Here is a 19,396-nt window from a genome sequence, read left to right on the forward strand (position 1 = left end):
AGAGTAAGGTTGATTAATAATAAAAAGTTTACTTTTATGATTTCAAGTGAAGGAGAATTGTATGAATAAAATTTGCAAAATATTAAATATAAAATACCCAGTTATCCAAGGGGGAATGGCATGGGTAGCTACTGCATCATTAGCAAGTGCTGTATCTAATGCAGGAGGGCTTGGAATAATAGCAGCAGGAAACGCACCAAAAGAAGCTATAAAAAAAGAAATTGTTGAGTGCAAAAAATTAACAGATAAACCTTTTGGAGTAAATGTAATGCTTATGTCACCATTTGTAGATGACATAATTGATTTAATTATAGAAGAAAAAATTCAGGTTATCACTACTGGGGCAGGAAATCCTGCAAAGTATATGGATAGATTAAAAGAAGCTGGAACAAAGGTTATTCCTGTAGTACCTACAATAGCTTTAGCTCAAAGAATGGAAAAGCTAGGAGCTACAGCAGTAATAGCTGAAGGTACAGAAGGTGGAGGCCATATAGGAGAGCTTACTACTATGGTTTTGGTTCCACAAGTTGCTGATGTTGTCAACATACCTGTAATAGCTGCTGGAGGAATTGTAGATGGTAGAGGTATTGCTGCTTCTTTTGCATTAGGTGCTAGTGCAGTTCAAGTAGGAACTAGATTTATCTGTAGTGAAGAGTGTTCTGTACACTCAAACTACAAAAACTTAGTAATAAAAGCAAAAGATAGAGATGCGATTGTTACAGGAAGAAGTACAGGTCATCCAGTAAGAACATTAAAGAATAAATTATCGAAAGAATTTTTAAAGATGGAGCAAAATGGAGCTACTCCTGAAGAATTAGATAAAAAAGGTACAGGTGCTTTAAGATTTGCAACAGTAGATGGAGATATAGAAAAAGGCTCATTTATGGCAGGTCAAAGTGCTGCTATGGTAAAAGAAATAACACCTTGTAAAGAAATTATAGAAACTATGGTAAATCAAGCAAAAGAGATTATGCCAGCAATAGAACTGTAAATCAGGAGGAGCAAGATGGGAAAAGTTGCACTAGTATTTCCTGGTCAAGGAGCTCAATATGTAGGTATGGCCAAGGATTTATACGAAAATAATGATGTTGCTAAAAATGTAATAGATGAGGCTTGTGAAGCCTTAAAAATGGACTTAAAAAAACTTATGTTTGAAGGCAATGAAGAAGAACTTTCTAAAACTGAAAATACTCAACCTGCTATGGTTACACATAGTGTAGCGGTATTAAAAGCAGTACAAGCTCAAATAGATTTAAAATATAGTGCATGTTTAGGTTTATCTTTAGGAGAGTATAGTGCATTAGTTGCAGCAGATGCAATTGATTTTAAAGATGCTGTATGCTTAGTCAAAAAAAGAGGTAAATTTATGCAGGATACAGTTCCAACAGGTGTTGGAGCTATGGCAGCAATTTTAGGCCTAGATAGAAGTATATTAGAAAATGTAGTTAAAGATATACAAGGAGGTATTGTAGAAGTAGCAAATTATAATTCTCCTGGTCAAATAGTTATATCTGGTGAAAATGAAAAGATAGAAGAGGCAATGGTAAGATGCAAAGAAGCAGGAGCAAAAAGAGCTGTTAAATTAAATGTAAGTGGACCTTTTCACTCATCAATGCTAAAAGAAGCAGGAGCAAAGTTAGGCAGTGAGTTAGAGAAAGTTAACATCACTAAACCTAAAATTGATGTAGTAGCAAATGTAAATGCAGATTACTATAAAAATGAAGGGAAAGAACTACTTATAAGACAAGTAAGTTCATCTGTTCTTTGGGAAGATTCTATAGAAAGACTTTTAAACGATGGATATGATACTTTTATAGAAATGGGGCCTGGAAAAACTTTAAAAGCATTTATCAAGAAGATAGCTTCTAACAAAAAAGCAAGTGTGAATATTTATAATATAGATGGTATAGATTCTCTTAATGAATTTGTACAAAATTATAGAAATGGAGAGATATAATGATAAATCTTACAGGACAAGTAGCAGTTGTTACTGGTGGCTCTAGAGGTATAGGGAAAGAAATAGCAAAAAAACTAGCATCTTTTGGGGCTGATGTAGTAATCAATTATACTTCTAAAGAAGATGAAGCACTAAAAACTAAAAATGAAATAGAAGGAATGGGTGTAAAATGTACTTCTATAAAATGTGATGTGTCTAAATCTGATGAAGTAAATCAAATGATAGATTCTGTTGTAAAAGAATTTGGAAAAGTTGATATATTGGTTAATAATGCAGGTATAACTAAAGATGCTTTGCTTATGAGAATGAAAGAAGAAGATTTTGATAGAGTCATAGATATAAACTTAAAAGGTGTCTTTAATTGTACAAAAGCAGTTACTAAACCTATGATGAAAAAGAAGTATGGAAGAATAATTAATATGACTTCAGTAGTTGGAATTATGGGTAACCCAGGACAAACTAATTATTGTGCATCAAAAGCTGGTGTAATTGGATTTACAAAAGCTTCTGCAAGAGAATTGGCATCAAGAAATATAAATATAAATGCAGTAGCACCTGGATTTATAGAAACAGATATGACTAAAGTATTAAGTGATGATGTAAAAGAATCAACACTTGCAAATATACCAAAAAAATCTTATGGTAAACCAGAAGATGTAGCAAATGCTGTAGCATTTTTAGTTAGTGACATGTCAAGTTATATAACAGGACAAGTGATAAATGTAGATGGCGGAATGGTAATGCAATAATAAAAAATAATAATTTAAAAAGTAGAGAAATCTATTAAAATAAAAAATCTTAGGAGGTACACAATGTTTAATAAAGTTGTAGAAATAATAATAGAGCAATTAGGAGTAGAAGATAAAGAAATAACTATGGAAACATCATTAATGAAAGATTTAGAAGCTGACTCATTAGATGCAGTAGAAATAATAATGGCACTTGAAGATGAATTTGGTATAGAAATACCAGATACAGAAGCAGAAAACTTCAAATCTATAGGAGATATAGTTAAGTATATAGAAGCTAATAAATAGTCGAGCTTTAAAAAAGTGGAGGTATCCGATGAATAAAAGAGTAGTAATAACAGGACTTGGATGTGTTACGCCGTTGGGAACGGGAAAAGATGAGTTCTGGAGCAATATAAAATCTGGAGTATCTGGTATAGATAAAATAACTAATTTCGATGCTAGCACATATCAAACTCAGATAGCAGGAGAAGTTAAGAATTTTCACCCAGAAGAATATATAAGCAAAAAAGAACTGAAAAGATTAGACAAATTTGCTCAATTTGCAATAGTATCTGCAAAATTAGCAGTTGAAGATGCAAATCTTGATTTAGATAAAGTTAATAGAGAACGTGTTGGTGTTATAATAGGTTCTGGAATAGGTGGAGTTGAAGCAATAGAAACTCAACATAAAATTCTTTTAGAAAAAGGAAACAAAAGAGTAAGCTCTCTTTTTGTACCTATGATGATAGGTAATATGGCAGCTGGTCAAGTTTCAATATTTTTAGGAGCAAAAGGACCTAACACTAATGTATGTACAGCTTGTGCATCAGGGACTCATTCAATAGGTGATGCTTTTAAGGTTATACAAAGAGGCGATGCAGATATTATGGTGGCAGGAGGTTCTGAAGCTGCTGTAACAGGTCTTGCATTTGCTGGATTCTGTAATATGAAAGCTATGTCGACTAGAAATGATGACCCTAAAACTGCATCACGACCATTTGATAAAGACAGAGATGGATTTGTAATGGGAGAAGGAGCAGGTATTGTTATCCTAGAAGACTTGGAACATGCTTTAGCAAGAGGTGCTAAGATATATGCAGAAGTAGTTGGATATGGTTTAACTGCTGATGCATATCATATGACAACTCCAGCTGAGAATGGAGAAGGAGCAGCTAGGTCTATGAATATGGCTTTGAAAGATGGAAATGTTCCATTAGAAGAAGTAGATTATATAAATGCTCATGGAACTTCAACTTATTACAATGACTTGTACGAAACTATGGCTATAAAAACTGTATTTGGAGAAAAGGCATATGATTTATGTGTATCATCAACAAAATCTATGACTGGACATTTATTAGGGGCATCAGGTGCTATAGAAGCTGTTGTTTGTGCTATGAGTATAGAGGATAGTTTTGTACCTCCAACTATAAATGTACAAGAAGTTGGTGAAGATTTGGATTTAGATTATGTCCCAAATAAAGGTAAAGAAAAAAATGTTAGATATGCACTATCAAATTCTTTAGGATTTGGTGGGCACAATGCTACAATTGTACTAAAAAAATATGTATAAATAAATCATAAATATTAAATTTGAAATTAAAAAACAAGTACTTGTTTTAACTTTTAAATTTACATTGACTTAAATTCAAAGTCCCCTAAATTATTTTAGGGGATTTTTTATTAAGATTTAATTCTAGCATATGTTGTAAATCATTTTGATATATTGTATTATTAAGTATTAAGAGGTTATTTATATATATGCGAGTTTTCATTCTACAATATACAGAAGGAGGACTAAAATTTTGAATTTTAGACTACCAAATAAAAGATTATTAAAAAGTATAATTTTTATAGGTGTAATACTTATTAGTATTATTTTGTTTATAAAGTACGACCAAAATGGGCTGAAAGAAAGAGAAATTATAAATAAGGGGAAATATATGTCTGAAAGTCTTGTTTCAGATAAGAAGTATGATGAAGCAAAAAAATTGGTTAAAACGTCTTTTGAAGCTATACCAGAAAAAAAATACAATAAAGTATATAATGAAGTATGGGACATGTTAAAAACTATTTCATCTGTTCCAGGAGGAACGAAGATAGTTATTGATTCATTGGAGAAGATGAGAATGTCAGATGAAAAATTATCTGATGAGAGTAGATTTAATATAGAAAAAAGATTAGCATCAGTGTACATAATGGATAATAATTATTCTAAAGCCGTAGATTTAACTGTAAAATCTATAAAATTGGCTGAAAAATTAGAGGACAATTATGAAAAAGCAAGGCTAGATGTTGATTTGGCGAGCATACTTTTAAAGGTAGGTGGCTATGAAACAGGAGAGAAATTAATAAGAGATTCTTTTAATATAGATATTGATGAAGGCGAAAAAAATGGAATGGTTAGATTATATGCTCTTATAAATTTATCAGAAATATATGTAGAGCTGGGAGAATATGATAAAGCTATTGAAACGAGTGGCAGAGTAGAAGACTATAAAAAATTTGTAAAGATAGATAATTACAACGATTTTGAGATAATGGCTTCTATAATGCAGGCAAATGCATATGTAGGAAAAAATGATATGCCAAAGGCAAGAACTTTTTTAGAAAGAGCTGATTATCTTATAAAATCTGACAAATCAGTCTATATATTAGATAAAGATATGTATTATTATATGGCAATGGGAAATTTAGAATATAAAAATGAAAATTATACTTCTGCAATAGATAATTATAAAAAAAGCTTAGAGATATCTAATAAAAGAAAGTTAATTCAGGAGAAAATAAGAATTTTAAACAAAATATTAAATATATATGAAAAACAAGGAAATGTAAATGCTGTAAATAAGTACCAAAAGATACTGATAAGTGAATACAAAGAGAACAAAAGGATAAGAGACTCAGAGACTAGTTTTTATATAATTGACAAAGTATCAAATGAAAGTGCATTATTTGAAAAAACTAAGAAAGAAATCAAATATTACAAAATATTATTTATAGTAATTATAATTGCTATATTAGGGTCTACTTTTTTATATAATAGACTGAAGTATTTTAAAGCACAAAACTTACATGATGGGCTTACAAATGTTTATAATCGAAAAAGTTTCGATATTATGTATGAAAAATATAGAGATAAAGATGATAATTTTGCACTTGTAATGATAGATATTGACAACTTTAAACTTATAAATGATAATTATGGACATAAATTTGGTGATGTTGTCATAAAGGGGATAACAAATACTATTTGTGTCATGTTGGAGCAAGAAGATAAAGTATTTAGGTATGGAGGCGAGGAGTTTTCTGTACTAATAAGAAATAAATCTGGTGAAGAAGTAGTAAATATAATTGACAATATAAGAATTGCAATTGCAAATAAAAAATGGGGTGAAGATGTAACTGTGACTATAAGTGCAGGTATAGCTCATATTTCTGACAGTAAGAATGTACTAGAAGAAGCTGACAAAAATTTATACAAAGCAAAACAACTTGGTAGAAATAAAGTAGTATATAAGTAATTATATGTTATATAAATAAGAGGTATAAGTATGAAACAATCAATAGCTATAGTAACTGATAAAATAACCAAATTATCATCTTTTTTAGAAGAAAATATACGTTTGGTTTTGGGTGATTACATTGATATAAACCATTACTATTTAGACAATTTAAAAGAGGATGATAAAATACAAGGTGACTTTGTATTGGTAATGACTGATGATAGATTAAATAGCATGAGAAAGCATTTAGTACAAGATAGTAAGATTATAGTAGTAAGAAGGACTCTTAAAGAAAATGAAATCTATGGATTATTTTCAATCCCAAATGGAACAGAAGTATTAGTTGTAAATGATACAAAAGAAACTACCTTAGAAACAATAAGTTTGTTTTACAAGATAGGAGTAAAAAATTTAAAGTTTACTCCATATATTGAAGGAAAAATTTATAAAAATATAGATATAGCTATAACACCTGGAGTAAAAGAAAAAGTACCAAGTTATATAAGTAAAGTAATAGACCTTGGGAATAGATATATTGATATATCTACTTTTATAGAAATAATAAATGGACTTAGAATTGATGTTAAGGAAATACGTAAAAACTTAATGGCATATTCTGAACGTTTAATAAGTCTAGATAACGGAGTCAAAGATAATTATAGACAATTGTTTCTAAAAATGGAGGAACAAGATGTTATATTAAATTTATCAAAAGATGGAATAATATTTACTTCAGCAGATGGTGTTATAAATACTTTTAATAAAGAAGCTTTAAAGATTTTAGGTATAAATGAAAACCCACAAAGTAAAAACATAGAGGAAGTTATATCTAAAGATTTAAATATTTTACTTGAAGACAAAGAAATAGTTGATGAAGTTGTATTTACAAATAAAAAATATATAAATGTAAATAAAAAAAATATATTTTCTATGGGGAATAAAGCTGGTATATATTATAATTTACAAGAAATAACATATATAAAAAAGTTAGAACAAAATCTTACTAATAAATTGAGAGAACAAGGACAAATAGCTAAGTATACATTTAAAGATATAAAAACTAAAAATAAAAATATGATAAAGTGCATAGAATTGGCTAAAAAAATATCTAAATCAGACCTTTCTGTGTTAATAATAGGAGAAAGTGGTACTGGGAAAGAATTGCTATCCCAATCAATTCATAATGACTCTAATAGAAGCAATCAACCATTTATAGCAGTTAATTGTGCAGCAGTTCCAGATAGCCTATTAGAAAGTCAGTTGTTTGGATATGAGAAAGGCTCTTTTACAGGAGCTTTAAGAGAAGGAAAAAAAGGGTTATTTGAACTTGCAAACAATGGAACCATATTTCTAGATGAAATAGGAGATATGCCTCCATTGCTGCAAACAAAGTTACTCAGAGTACTTCAAGAGAAGCAGGTTATGCCTATAGGTTCTCATAATGTTGTAAATATAGATGTTAGAGTTATAGCAGCAACAAATAAAAATTTGCCAAAGATGATTAGAGAAGGAAAATTCAGAGAGGATTTATATTATAGACTGAATGTATTGCCAATAGATGTACCATCATTAAAAAATAGAAAAGAAGATATAATAACACTTATGAATTTCTTCTTAAAACATAATATAAGGCTTTCACCTGAAGTTGTAACTATCTTAGAAAAATATAATTGGCCAGGAAATATAAGGGAGTTACAAAATGTTGCTTCTTATGTAAGTCTAATGTGTGATAATATGGTTTTTAAAGAGGACTTACCACCATATATAAAGACAGAATATGTTGCTAATTATGAAGATGGATTTGGTTATACAAAAAAAGAATTTGAGGATATATTAAGAGTTCTATATGAAAGAAGAGAATCAGCTTCTGGAGTTGGAAGAGGATTTATAATTGAAAGACTTACAGATGAAGGGATTGAGATTTCTGAAAGCAAAGTTAGAAAGGTATTATCTTATTTAAGTGAGTGTGGATACATATCATCTAAATCTGGTAGATTTGGAAGTCAAATAACTTCAGAAGGTATAAATCTTTACAATAAAATGACTTAAGTGTACTGATATTAAAATAAGATATTTTGAACATAAATATTTAAATAAGTGTAAACTTTTATACTTATAAAATTCAGATTATATTATAGTGGAGAGAATAGCATATATTTCAAATGTTTTAAATTAAATATTAATAGGTTAAAAAAATAGGTTTAGATAGGTAATGGGTTATTATAAAATAACCCATTACCTATTTTTATTTTCAAAAAGATTGTATATAAGATAAACAATAAAAACTGAAGTCTACAAAAGCACTGAAAATGCTAGATAAAAAATAAATATAAATAATTATAAATCTTGGCATGTATATTGCTAATTATAGGGATAAGACGACAAAATAATTAGGAGGTTTAATTATGAAATACAAAACAACAGGGACTTGTGCTACAGAAATTGAATTCGAGGTAAAAGAGAATAAAGTTACAAATGTAAATTTTATTGGTGGATGTGATGGAAATTTAAAAGGATTAAAAGTATTAGTTGAAGGTATGAATATAGAAGATGTAATTAAAAAATTAAAAGGAATTGAATGTAAGACAAAGCCAACATCTTGTCCAGACCAACTTTCTCTAGCATTGGAAAATTATATAAATATAAAATAAATACATACAACAATCGATTAGTTAGGAGCTTGATTATGAAACCAATAATAGGGATTTTAGGAAATTTAATAATAATGGAAAATGGAATGTTTCCAGGTCTTGAAAGGTCATATGTAAATAATGACTATATAAATGCAGTACTAAAAGGTGGAGGTAGTCCAGTTATTATTCCAGTAAATACAGATAAAGAAGTTATAAAAAAACAGATTGAGATGGTTGATGGAGTTTTAATATCTGGGGGATGGGATGTCAATCCTCAATTGTATGGTGAAGAAACAAGAGAAGAAACGACATTTATATACCCAGAAGTTGATGAGTTTGATTTAATTGCTATAAGTATAGCATTAGAACTTAAAAAACCTATATTGGGTATATGCAGGGGCTTACAAATCTTAAATGTAAGCTTAGGAGGAACTTTATATCAAGATAATAATCTTGTAGAAGGAAGTTATATAAAACATACACAATCTTCAAAAAGACATGTAGCTACTCATAAAGTAGATGTTAAAGAAGGTAGTATTTTAGAAGGAATCTTAGGAAAACAATTACTTACAAATAGTTATCACCATCAAAGTGTTAATCAGCTTGGAAAAAGATTAAAAGCTATAGCATATTCAAAAGATGGTATAATAGAAGCTATTCAGAAAGAGGATGAAAATTTTGTAGTAGGTGTACAGTGGCATCCAGAAATGATGGTAGACCACTGTAATAAAATGGAAAAACTATTTAAATATTTTATAAATATTTGTTCAAATTTATAATATACCTTGGGGGGGATTGAACATGAACGAAAAGAATAAAATGGGATTAATAAGTATTATACTTTTAGGTATTAACGCAGTTGTAGGAGCTGGAGTTTTCCTATTACCAGGAGATGCAATGAAATCATTTGGTGTAGCAAGTATATTTGTATATATGTTTGATATGTTGTTGGTTTTATCCATGGCATTTTGTTTTGCTGAGGTAGCAGGTAAATTTAACAAAAATGGTGCTGCCTATGTATATACTAAAGAAGCTTTTGGAGATTTTTGTGGTTTTGAAGTAGGTCTTATGAAATGGGTAATAGGATGTATCTCTTGGGGGGCATTAATAGTAGGTTTCCCTACATCATTGTCAGCAGTATGGGCTCCAGCAGGTGACCCTTATATACAAAAAATTATAATTGTAACTATGATAGTTGGTCTTACAATTATAAACTTATTAGGTGTATCCTTATCAAAAATTGTACAAAATGTTATAACTGTAGGTAAACTGATTCCATTAATATTATTTATAGGAATAGGTATATTTTTTATAAAAGGAGTTAATTTTACTACTTCAACAATGGTACCTCCAGGAGCTGGAGTAACAGAGTTTGGAGCAGCAGCACTTTTAATGTTTTATTCATTTACAGGATTTGAATCTATAGCAGTTGCAGCAGAAGATATGGAGAATCCTAAAAAGAATATACCAATAGCAATTATAAGTGTAATAGTAATTGCATCAATAATATACATATTAAATCAAGTTGTATGTGTTGGTATACTAGGAGATTCATTATCTAGTACATCTACACCGGTTGCAGACGCTGCAAGAATATGTTTTGGAAATATGGGTGCAGGATTGGTAACTTTTGGGACATTAGTTTCTGTGGGTGGAATTTGTATGTGTGGTGCTTTCGTAAATCCAAGAAGTTGTGTAGCTTTGGCTGATGATAAAATGTTACCTAGAATATTTGCAAGAAAAGACAAAAAAGGGACACCATATGTAGCAATAATAGCTACTATGATAATTACTATACCAATAGCCTTATCTGGAAGCTTTGCTGAATTAGCGGCAATAAGTGCAGTTGCTAGATTTATACAGTATATACCAACATCTTTATCAGTATTAGTATTTAGAAAGAAAAGACCAGAATTAGTAGGTACTTTTAAAACTCCATTTGGAGCAGTGATTCCTTTAATTGCGGTATGTGTTGGGACATGGTTATTATTCCAAGCATCTATGCATCAGTTAATTATGGGATTAGGAGCATTGGCAATTGGAGTACCACTATACTTTATAATGAAGTCTTATAATAGAAAAGTTTATGGTGAAGAATTAAAGAAAATAGTTTAATTGCATTATAAAAACAAATTGAAATAAGGTTGGATATTGGCAGAAAATTAAATATAAATAAGTATATATAAGGTTATATTAAAATATTATTGATTTTTTATTTTAGTGTAACCTTATATTGTTATTAATACATGAAAAATATTGTAATAGGTTAAAAACAATAGTATTATGTTTATAGATAAAAAACTTGTTAGGAGGTAAATTTATGCCAACAATAACTTTAAAAAATGGTGTGGACATACTTATTAGAGAGGGAGTAAAAGAAGATGCTCAAAACATTATAGATTTCTATAATGAAGTGGGTGGAGAAACTCATTTTCTCTCATTTGGAAAAGACGAATATAAAGTATCTTTAGAGGAACAAGAAAACGCTATAGAGGCAGCAAAAGCGTCTGATAATTCAGTGAAATTGATTGCATTTATAGATAATGAGATAGTTGGTATTGCGACAATTGATTCTAATCAAAAAGCAAAAGGAAAGCATGTTGGAGTATTAGGGATTGTTGTAAAAGAAAAATATTGGGGAATTGGATTAGGAAAAAGACTTATGTTAGACCTTATAGAATGGTGTAAATCAAATGGAATAACTAAGAAAATAACTCTTGTAACTAATGAAGAAAATCATAATGCTATAGGACTATACAAAAAGGTTGGATTTGAAGTAGAGAGTATATTAAAGAAAGAATGTTACTATAATGGTGTTTATACAGATTTAGTAGGAATGTCACTTTTATTAGGAATATAATTAGTGTACATTTTATCTCGAAAAAAGTATATTAAGTATGGTATAATTAAAAAAGAATATAACTTAATATAATTTTGGAGGACGAATTATGAAAAATCTGTGTAAAATATCAGATGATTATTTAAACAGCAAACTGAAGTATTTAAAGTTATTATCAAAACAATATCCAAGTATATCAAAAGCAAGTACAGAAATAATAAATTTAGAGGCTATATTAAATCTTCCAAAGGGAACAGAACATTTTATAACAGATGTACATGGGGAATATGAGCCATTCGTACACGTATTAAAAAATGGTTCTGGTGTAATAAAGAGAAAAATAGAAGAATTATTTTCAAACACAATAAGGGACAGCGAAAAAAAGATGTTAGCAACTCTTGTATATTATCCTGAACAAAAGTTAGACCTAATAATTAAGCAAGAGGAAAATATAGATGATTTTTATAGAATAAATATTTATAGACTTATAGAACTTTGTAAGTATGCTTCTAGCAAATATACTAGGTCCAAAGTTAGAAAACTTTTGCCAGAAAATTTTAAATACATAATAGAAGAAGTTTTACATGAGCATGTCAAAAGTGAACATAAAGAAGAGTACTATAAAAGTATAGTTGAAACAATAGTAAACATAGGTATAGCTAAAGAGTTTATAATTGCTATTTCTACAGTTATACAAAAATTAGTTGTCGATAGATTGCATGTAATAGGAGATATTTATGATAGAGGTCCAAGACCAGATATAATTGTCGATAAACTTATTGAACATCATTGTGTAGATATTCAATGGGGAAATCATGATATATTATGGATGGGTGCAGCGTCAGGTGAAAAAACTTGTATAGCAAATGCTCTTAGGATATCAGCTAGATATGCTAATTTAGATATTGTAGAAGACATATATGGAATAAATCTATTACCTTTAGCTACTTTTGCTATAGAGATGTATAAGGATGACCCTTGTAAAGAATTTATTCCAAAGATTAATGACCAAAGTGTAACAATAACAGAAAAGTCTTTGATGGCTAAGATGCACAAGGCAATAAGTATAATCCAGTTTAAACTTGAAGGTGAAGTTATAAGGAGAAGACCTGAATTTGAGATGGAACATAGACTTTTGCTTAATATGATAAACTATGATGAAGGTACAATTACTTTAAATGGAAAGACATATAAATTAAAAGATACTTATTTGCCTACAATAGACAAAAAGGACCCATATAAATTAACAATAGAAGAAAAAAATGTTATTGATAAATTAGTATCCTCATTTAGAGGTAGTGAAAAACTACAAAAACATGTTTCATTTTTATTTTCTAAAGGAAGTATATATTTAAAGGCGAATTTGAACTTACTGATTCATGGATGTGTACCATTAAATGAGGATGGAAGTTTTATGTCTATGAATATAATGGGAAAAGAGTATAAAGGTAAGGCTCTTATGGACAAAATGGAATCTCTAGCAAGAGAAGGTTTTTTCTTTAAAGATAAGGCAGAAGAAAAGTTATATGGTATGGATATTATGTGGTATTTATGGACTGGAAAATGTTCCTCATTATTTGGTAAAGATGATATGACTACATTTGAAAGATACTTTATAGCAGAAAAAGAGACTCATAAAGAAAATAAGAACCCATATTTTAAGCTTAGAGAAAATGAGATGGCTTGTAAAAGAATATTTGAAGAATTTGATTTAGAACTTGATGAATCACATATAATAAATGGTCATGTTCCTGTGGAAAGTAAAAACGGAGAGAGTCCAATAAAAGCTAATGGTAAAATTCTTGTTATAGATGGTGGTTTTTCTAGAGCGTATCAAAAAACTACTGGTATAGCTGGATATACTTTGATATATAATTCTAGAACTCTACAATTAGTATCACATGAACCATTTAATTCTGCTGAAGAAGCTATTGCAAATGAAAGCGATATTTTATCGACAACTGTTGTAGTAGAGCATAAGGCAAAGAGAAAAATGGTAAGAGATACTGATGAAGGAGTAAAAATACAGGAAGAAATAGAAGATTTAAAACTACTTTTAATGGCTTATAAAAAAGGCCTAATAAAAGAAATGTAGATATTATAGAGACACTTCATAATTGAAGTGTCTTTTTTATTGAGTAATATACCATAAAGGTTAATAATAGTAATTTAATAGAGCTTACTTAATAAGTGAATCCTAAATAAATGGGTTTACTTTTTTTTATTGATAAATATTATTTTAAAAAATATATATGTTTTGGTAATATTCCTTGTCCTTTATAAATAGAATTATATAAACAAAGGAGGAGGACAAGAAATGAATAAACTTTCTGATGAAATTATAAACTCTCTTTCTACAACTATAAGAGAAAAGGTAGAAAAAATCTCAAATAATAATCTAAATATAGAAGAAATTAGGTTACGTTCACAAAAACCATTGATACTAAATGCAAACTCTAAAGATTATTTTTATAATCAAAAAACTATGACACTCGATTTAAATCAACAAAACTCATATGTAGTGACAAGAGAAGATGTAGAGCAAACTTTTCAAATAATATGTAAATATTCGATACATTCATTTATGGATGATATAAAAAAAGGATTTATAACTTTGAGAGGAGGGCATAGAGTAGGGTTAGTTGGGAAAGCAATAGTAGAAGATGGACAAGTCAAAAATATAAAGCATATATCATCTTTAAATATAAGAGTATCGAGAGAAATCGTTGGATGTTCAAACAAGATTTTAAGTCATATCATAAATGGAAAAAATCAGATTAATAATACTTTGATAATATCGCCACCTCAATGTGGAAAAACAACTTTAATAAGAGATATAGTAAGAAATTTAAGCAATGGAAATGAGGATTATGGATTTAAAGGTTTAAAAGTGGCTCTAGTGGATGAGCGTAATGAGATAGCAGGTGCTTATCTAGGTGTTCCACAAATGGATGTTGGAATAAGGACTGATATAATAGAAACTTGCCCAAAAGACTTGGGGATTACAATGCTTTTAAGGTCTATGTCACCAAATGTTATTGTGACAGATGAGATTGGAAGCGAAAAAGAAATAAAGGCATTATATACAGCATTAAATGGAGGTATAGGATTAATAACTACTGTACATGGAGATTCAATAGAAGATATACAAAATAGAAAAGAATTAAATAGGCTTCTAGATAAAGAATTATTTAAAAAAGTTATAATTCTTTCTGCCAAAAGAGGTGCAGGGACAATTGAAAAAATTTATGATTTAGAAGAAAAGAGATGGTATTTTGCAAATTAAGATAATTATTATAGCTCTTTTAATAGGAAGTAGTTATTTGATAGGTGAACACATCTACAAGACTTATACTCGTAGACATAAACAATTGAATGATTTAATAAGAGTTTTAGAAATATTAAGGATGGACTTGTCTTTTGGACTTTATACATTGGAAGAGATTTTTAAGAGGATAGGTGAAAATAAAGAGTTTTGTTTTTGGAAGTTTTTTCTTCAAATATCAGAAGAACTTCACAATGAACAAGGCAAAACTTTGGAAATGATAATATCAGAAAATCTTGATATTTTAAACAAAGAAACTTATCTAGGTAATAAAGAAATCGAGGAGTTAAAAAATTTAATACTTACTTTAGGTAAAAGTGACATAGAGTCACAACAAAGAATGATAGATTTATCTATAGAAAATTTGAAAAAACAGACCTATGAGACAAAAGAAGATATAAACAAAAAAGGTGTATTGTATAAAAAATTAGTCACATTTATAGGCATAGGTATATGTATTATATTGATTTAAATATGGGGAGGTTTATTATGGAGATATCATTGATATTAAAGGTTGCAGGTGTTGGAATTCTAATATCAGTATTGAATATGATATTGGAAAAAACAGATAGAAAAGACTGGGCAGGTCTTACTACATTAGCAGGTGTAATAATCGTATTGGGTATGGTAATAACAGAAATAAGTGACTTATTTAATACTGTAAGAACAATGTTTCAACTTTACTAAAGAGGAGGGAGTAATTTGGAAATAATGCAATTAATAGGAATTGCAATCATTTCAACTACACTCTGTTTAGTAATTAAAAAAGATAGACCAGAGATAGCAAACTTCATAGCGATAATAACTGGAGTAATAATACTATTATCAGTTATGTTTAAGTTGAACTTTATAGTAGATAGTATACAAGATTTAGCTAATAAAGCTAATATCCCAACCATGTATATATCATTAATAATAAAATTAATTGGGATAGCATATTTAATGGAATTTGCAATACAACTTTGTAAAGATTGTGGGGAAGGAAACATTGCTTCAAAGCTAGAATTTGGAGGAAAAATAATAGTTATGTCAATGTCTTTCCCTATACTTCTATCCATTGTAGAAATGGTAGTTAACATAATTCCATAGTTATGTATCTTAAGATAACTATAGGTATATTAGAGAGATTCGTTGTATTGAGGTTTATAGAGTGAAGAGAGGCATGGTTGCTTATGAAAAAAAGATTTTTACCAATGATTATAGGTTTTGTATTTACTTTCTTTTTTATAAATATTTTTGCTATTATGATATTTGCTAACGAAGTACCAAGTAGTGAAGATAAAGAATATGGTGAAACAAAAAATAGTATAGATAAATATATAGATGGTCAGTTAGACAAGCTAGATATAAATGAAATTCAAGATTATATAAATAAAGAAATAGTTATTAATGATGTTAATTTAAAATCGTTTGTAAAAGATTTAATTAGTGGCAAAAAAAATATCTTAGATTTATTCAATAAAGATGGATTGAAGATATTGATGTTTGACGAATTTAAAGCGAGTTTAAAGGTAGTAGCAATAATTTTGGTACTGGCTTTATTATCATCTATTTTAAAAAGTCTAGAGAACTCTTTTTCATCAGGTGCTGTAAGTCAAATAGCAACATATATAATATTTATCACAATGGTATCACTCACACTTGTTGGATTTAAAGATGTATTACAAATTTGCTATGATGCAATAGACCATACTGTAGGTCTCATGCAGGTTATAATGCCAATATTGATAACATTTTTACTTTTAATTGGATTCCCAATAACATCTACTACTTTGAATCCTATCTTTATAGGAGGAGTAACATTTATAAATGTATTTTTTAAAAATTTTTTATTTGTATCAATTACTGTTGCGTTTGGAATTTTAATAATAAACAATTTATCAAAAAATATAAGGTTAAAGAGATTTTTCTCCTTTGTAAAACAAATAAATTATGTTTCTATTGGAGCTATGTTTACTATTTATTTAGGGCTTGTATCCATACAAGGATTGTATGTAACTAGTTTTGATAAATTCAGTGTAAAGACTGCTAAATTTGCTATAGGTAATTTTATTCCTGTTGTTGGTGGATTTGTATCTGATTCTGTGGATATTTTATTATCTTCATCTCAACTTATAAAAAATATATTTGGAGGAATAGGGCTTATATTACTTGTTGGAATTTGTTTACTTCCAGTTATAAAAATTTTATCCGTTATAGTAGTATACAAATTAGCCTCAATAATTGTAGAACCAGTAGGAGAAGATGGAATATCTAATTTTTTAAATGAAGTTGCAAATTTAATGATAATAATGCTAGCATCAGTAATTGCCATAACAGTAATGTTCTTTGTAACTGTAGCTATCTTGACCTCGATAAGTGTCGTAAGTCAAGGATAATATATCAATAAAAAATGATTACATTGAATCGAAAGTTTGTAGAGAGGAGGGTGTTATGTTAGAGGGCATAAAGGCATGGATTGTTAGTGTTTTAATAGGAGCATTTATAGTAAATATAGTAGATATGATTTTACCGAGTTCTAAGATAAAACCTTATGTCAACTTAGTTTTAAACTTTATGTTTGTATTTATTGTAATAACTCCATTAGTAGGATTTTTTTCAAAAGATATGAGCTTAGAAGATAGAATCTTGAAGTCTATGGGCAACTACAACAAACAATATGTAGATAGTACAAATGCTTTAGCAAAAGAAACTGGGAACAATAGCTTATCTAAGGGATATGAGGACGGTTTAAAAGAAGTGCTTAAATTAAAACTTGACGAATATGGTTATGATTTAGAAGATATAGAGCTTAATGGAGCAAATATAAATAATATAAGAATAAAAGAAAAAAATGATAGTACAAAAAGTGATGGCAGTATTGATGAAGAAAATAAAAATAATAGTACTAAAAATAATGGAGAAAACATAAACTCTAATGACAAAGAAAATTCTAAACAAGTCTTTAAAAAAGGTACAGAATATGGACTGAACCTAAATGAAAAAAAATTAAAAAATGACTTAATAAAGGTGCTTGATGTTTCTATAGAAGATATACAAATTGATAAATAGGAGTTGGGAGAATGTTGAAAAACTTGAATGACAAAGATAAGAGAAAGGTATATTCACTAATAACTATAGCTGGAATATGTGTGGTGTCATTAGTATTATTATCTTGTTTTCCGAGTAGCAAAAACAATAAAGAAGCTGAAAAAACAGAAGCTAACAAAAGTACTGAAAAACAAGTTACTAAAGAACAGGAAAAAGATGATTTAGAATCAAAACTAACAACAATACTATCTAAAATTGATGGAGCAGGGGATGTTGATGTAATGGTTACATTTGAATCAAGTGAAGAAATACAACCTGCTTTTAATTCAAATAATACAACAGAAACAACAGAGGAAAAAGATGCACAAGGAGGAGAAAGAACAGTTACGACTTCTAGTGAAAATAAAACAATGATAACTTCAAATTCAAGTGACCCTGTAGTTATAAAAACTACAGAGCCAAAGATAAAGGGAGTGATAGTAGTAGCAAGTGGAGCTAATGACCCAAGTGTGAAAGAAACACTTTATAGTGCAGTACAAACATCATTACAAGTAGCTGGACATCAAGTAGAAATATATTCTAAATAAATACATATAACCGGGGGGATAAATGAATGAAGTTTAATTATAAGGGAAGAGGATTTGTAATAATAACTTTAACTGCAATGTTAGTTGTAGTAGGAACAGTGAATTATCAATTGAGTAAGAAGTCTTTATTAGAAACATCAAAAGAGTTTAAGGCATATGAAGAAGCGCAATTACAGAAAAATACTGATGATAGCGATAGTAGTAAAACAGAGGATTCTAGTAATGTAAATAAACAAGATGGAAAGGAAAGTGCTGATATTGACATAGTCGATAGTAAAACTAGTAAAATAAAAGAAAAGGCAACTGAAACAAGCAAAGAAATAAAAGCTCAACTATCATCTGAGAAAAATATGAAAAAAGCATCTTATATTTTGGATATGAAAATGAATAGAGAAAAGCAAAGAAATGAATTAGTTCAAGATTTAAATGAAATGATAAATAATCCATCTACAACAGAAGAATCTAGAAAAGAAGCTTCTAATATGAAATTAAATATAGTTAAAATTCAAGAAAAAGAACTTCAAATAGAAAATCTCTTGAGTACAAAAGGATATGAAGAAGCATTAGTTTATATAAGTGATAGCAAAGTTAATGTAGTAGTAAATGAAGCTAAATTAGATAAGAAAGATGCAGCAAAAATATTTGACTTAGTTGCAGAACAAGCGAATGTAAAGTATGAAAATATTAAACTTACAAATAATAATAAAAAGTAAAAAATAAACCTCAGAATTAACTGAGGTTATTTTCTTGCAAAGTAGACTTGTATTTGGTATTATTATACTTATAAA

20 protein-coding genes are annotated in these 19,396 nt (G+C 28.8%); all 20 read left to right on the forward strand.

Annotation, left to right across the window (positions count from 1 at the left end; all coding sequences use genetic code 11):
* The first annotated feature begins 61 nt into the window (after positions 1–61).
* Positions 62–991, forward strand: a complete 930-nt coding sequence (gene fabK / locus ACTG45_RS06105; RefSeq protein WP_021383942.1) for an enoyl-[acyl-carrier-protein] reductase FabK — start codon at positions 62–64, stop codon at positions 989–991.
* Positions 992–1,006: 15 nt separating this feature from the next.
* Positions 1,007–1,957, forward strand: coding sequence for an ACP S-malonyltransferase (fabD, locus tag ACTG45_RS06110; protein ID WP_479920014.1), 951 nt, complete (start codon positions 1,007–1,009; stop codon positions 1,955–1,957).
* A complete protein-coding gene (fabG, locus tag ACTG45_RS06115) occupies positions 1,957–2,706 on the forward strand; it encodes a 3-oxoacyl-[acyl-carrier-protein] reductase (protein ID WP_021383965.1) in 750 nt (249 codons plus the stop codon). Before fabD ends, fabG begins: the two co-directional genes overlap by 1 nt.
* A 63-nt stretch (positions 2,707–2,769) precedes the next feature.
* Entirely contained in the window at positions 2,770–2,994 is a 225-nt protein-coding gene (acpP, locus tag ACTG45_RS06120; RefSeq protein ID WP_003419132.1) for an acyl carrier protein, read from the forward strand.
* 28 nt (positions 2,995–3,022) lie between these two features.
* A complete protein-coding gene (fabF, locus tag ACTG45_RS06125) occupies positions 3,023–4,261 on the forward strand; it encodes a beta-ketoacyl-ACP synthase II (protein ID WP_021383994.1) in 1,239 nt (412 codons plus the stop codon).
* Positions 4,262–4,493: 232 nt separating this feature from the next.
* Positions 4,494–6,212, forward strand: coding sequence for a tetratricopeptide repeat-containing diguanylate cyclase (locus tag ACTG45_RS06130; protein ID WP_479920015.1), 1,719 nt, complete (start codon positions 4,494–4,496; stop codon positions 6,210–6,212).
* Positions 6,213–6,242: 30 nt separating this feature from the next.
* Entirely contained in the window at positions 6,243–8,243 is a 2,001-nt protein-coding gene (locus tag ACTG45_RS06135; RefSeq protein ID WP_479918379.1) for a sigma-54 interaction domain-containing protein, read from the forward strand.
* Positions 8,244–8,599: 356 nt separating this feature from the next.
* On the forward strand, positions 8,600–8,845 hold the full coding sequence (locus ACTG45_RS06140) for a TIGR03905 family TSCPD domain-containing protein (RefSeq protein WP_021383974.1): 246 nt from the start codon (positions 8,600–8,602) through the stop codon (positions 8,843–8,845).
* A 35-nt stretch (positions 8,846–8,880) separates the two neighbouring features.
* A complete protein-coding gene (locus ACTG45_RS06145; protein ID WP_479920016.1) occupies positions 8,881–9,606 on the forward strand; it encodes a gamma-glutamyl-gamma-aminobutyrate hydrolase family protein in 726 nt (241 codons plus the stop codon).
* Between the two features lie 22 nt (positions 9,607–9,628).
* The gene (locus tag ACTG45_RS06150; RefSeq protein WP_021383982.1) at positions 9,629–10,942 is read left to right on the forward strand and encodes an APC family permease; all 1,314 of its coding nucleotides are present in this window, start codon (positions 9,629–9,631) and stop codon (positions 10,940–10,942) included.
* A 205-nt stretch (positions 10,943–11,147) separates the two neighbouring features.
* Positions 11,148–11,687 carry a GNAT family N-acetyltransferase gene (locus ACTG45_RS06155; RefSeq protein ID WP_021383997.1) on the forward strand — a complete coding sequence of 180 codons (540 nt, stop codon included), beginning with the start codon at positions 11,148–11,150 and terminating at the stop codon, positions 11,685–11,687.
* An 88-nt stretch (positions 11,688–11,775) separates the two neighbouring features.
* Complete coding sequence (locus ACTG45_RS06160) at positions 11,776–13,761, forward strand: fructose-1,6-bisphosphatase (protein ID WP_021383980.1); 1,986 nt, start codon at positions 11,776–11,778, stop codon at positions 13,759–13,761.
* A 222-nt stretch (positions 13,762–13,983) separates the two neighbouring features.
* A complete protein-coding gene (gene spoIIIAA / locus ACTG45_RS06165; protein ID WP_021383924.1) occupies positions 13,984–14,952 on the forward strand; it encodes a stage III sporulation protein AA in 969 nt (322 codons plus the stop codon).
* Complete coding sequence (locus tag ACTG45_RS06170) at positions 14,942–15,463, forward strand: stage III sporulation protein AB (RefSeq protein WP_479918383.1); 522 nt, start codon at positions 14,942–14,944, stop codon at positions 15,461–15,463. The genes spoIIIAA and ACTG45_RS06170 overlap by 11 nt, the downstream gene beginning before the upstream one ends.
* A 17-nt stretch (positions 15,464–15,480) precedes the next feature.
* Entirely contained in the window at positions 15,481–15,678 is a 198-nt protein-coding gene (gene spoIIIAC, locus ACTG45_RS06175; protein WP_009888937.1) for a stage III sporulation protein AC, read from the forward strand.
* A 24-nt stretch (positions 15,679–15,702) separates the two neighbouring features.
* Positions 15,703–16,080, forward strand: a complete 378-nt coding sequence (gene spoIIIAD / locus ACTG45_RS06180) for a stage III sporulation protein AD (RefSeq protein WP_003428424.1) — start codon at positions 15,703–15,705, stop codon at positions 16,078–16,080.
* 83 nt (positions 16,081–16,163) lie between these two features.
* Positions 16,164–17,369 carry a stage III sporulation protein AE gene (gene spoIIIAE, locus ACTG45_RS06185; protein ID WP_479920017.1) on the forward strand — a complete coding sequence of 402 codons (1,206 nt, stop codon included), beginning with the start codon at positions 16,164–16,166 and terminating at the stop codon, positions 17,367–17,369.
* 55 nt (positions 17,370–17,424) lie between these two features.
* Complete coding sequence (locus tag ACTG45_RS06190; protein ID WP_021383945.1) at positions 17,425–18,042, forward strand: stage III sporulation protein AF; 618 nt, start codon at positions 17,425–17,427, stop codon at positions 18,040–18,042.
* A gap of 11 nt (positions 18,043–18,053) precedes the next feature.
* Positions 18,054–18,608, forward strand: a complete 555-nt coding sequence (locus ACTG45_RS06195) for a stage III sporulation protein AG (protein ID WP_021383956.1) — start codon at positions 18,054–18,056, stop codon at positions 18,606–18,608.
* 26 nt (positions 18,609–18,634) lie between these two features.
* Positions 18,635–19,321: a SpoIIIAH-like family protein gene (locus tag ACTG45_RS06200; RefSeq protein ID WP_021383962.1), complete on the forward strand. Its 687-nt coding sequence runs from the start codon at positions 18,635–18,637 to the stop codon at positions 19,319–19,321.
* Positions 19,322–19,396 lie beyond the last annotated feature (75 nt).

The organism is Clostridioides sp. LIBA-7602, from assembly GCF_056688945.1.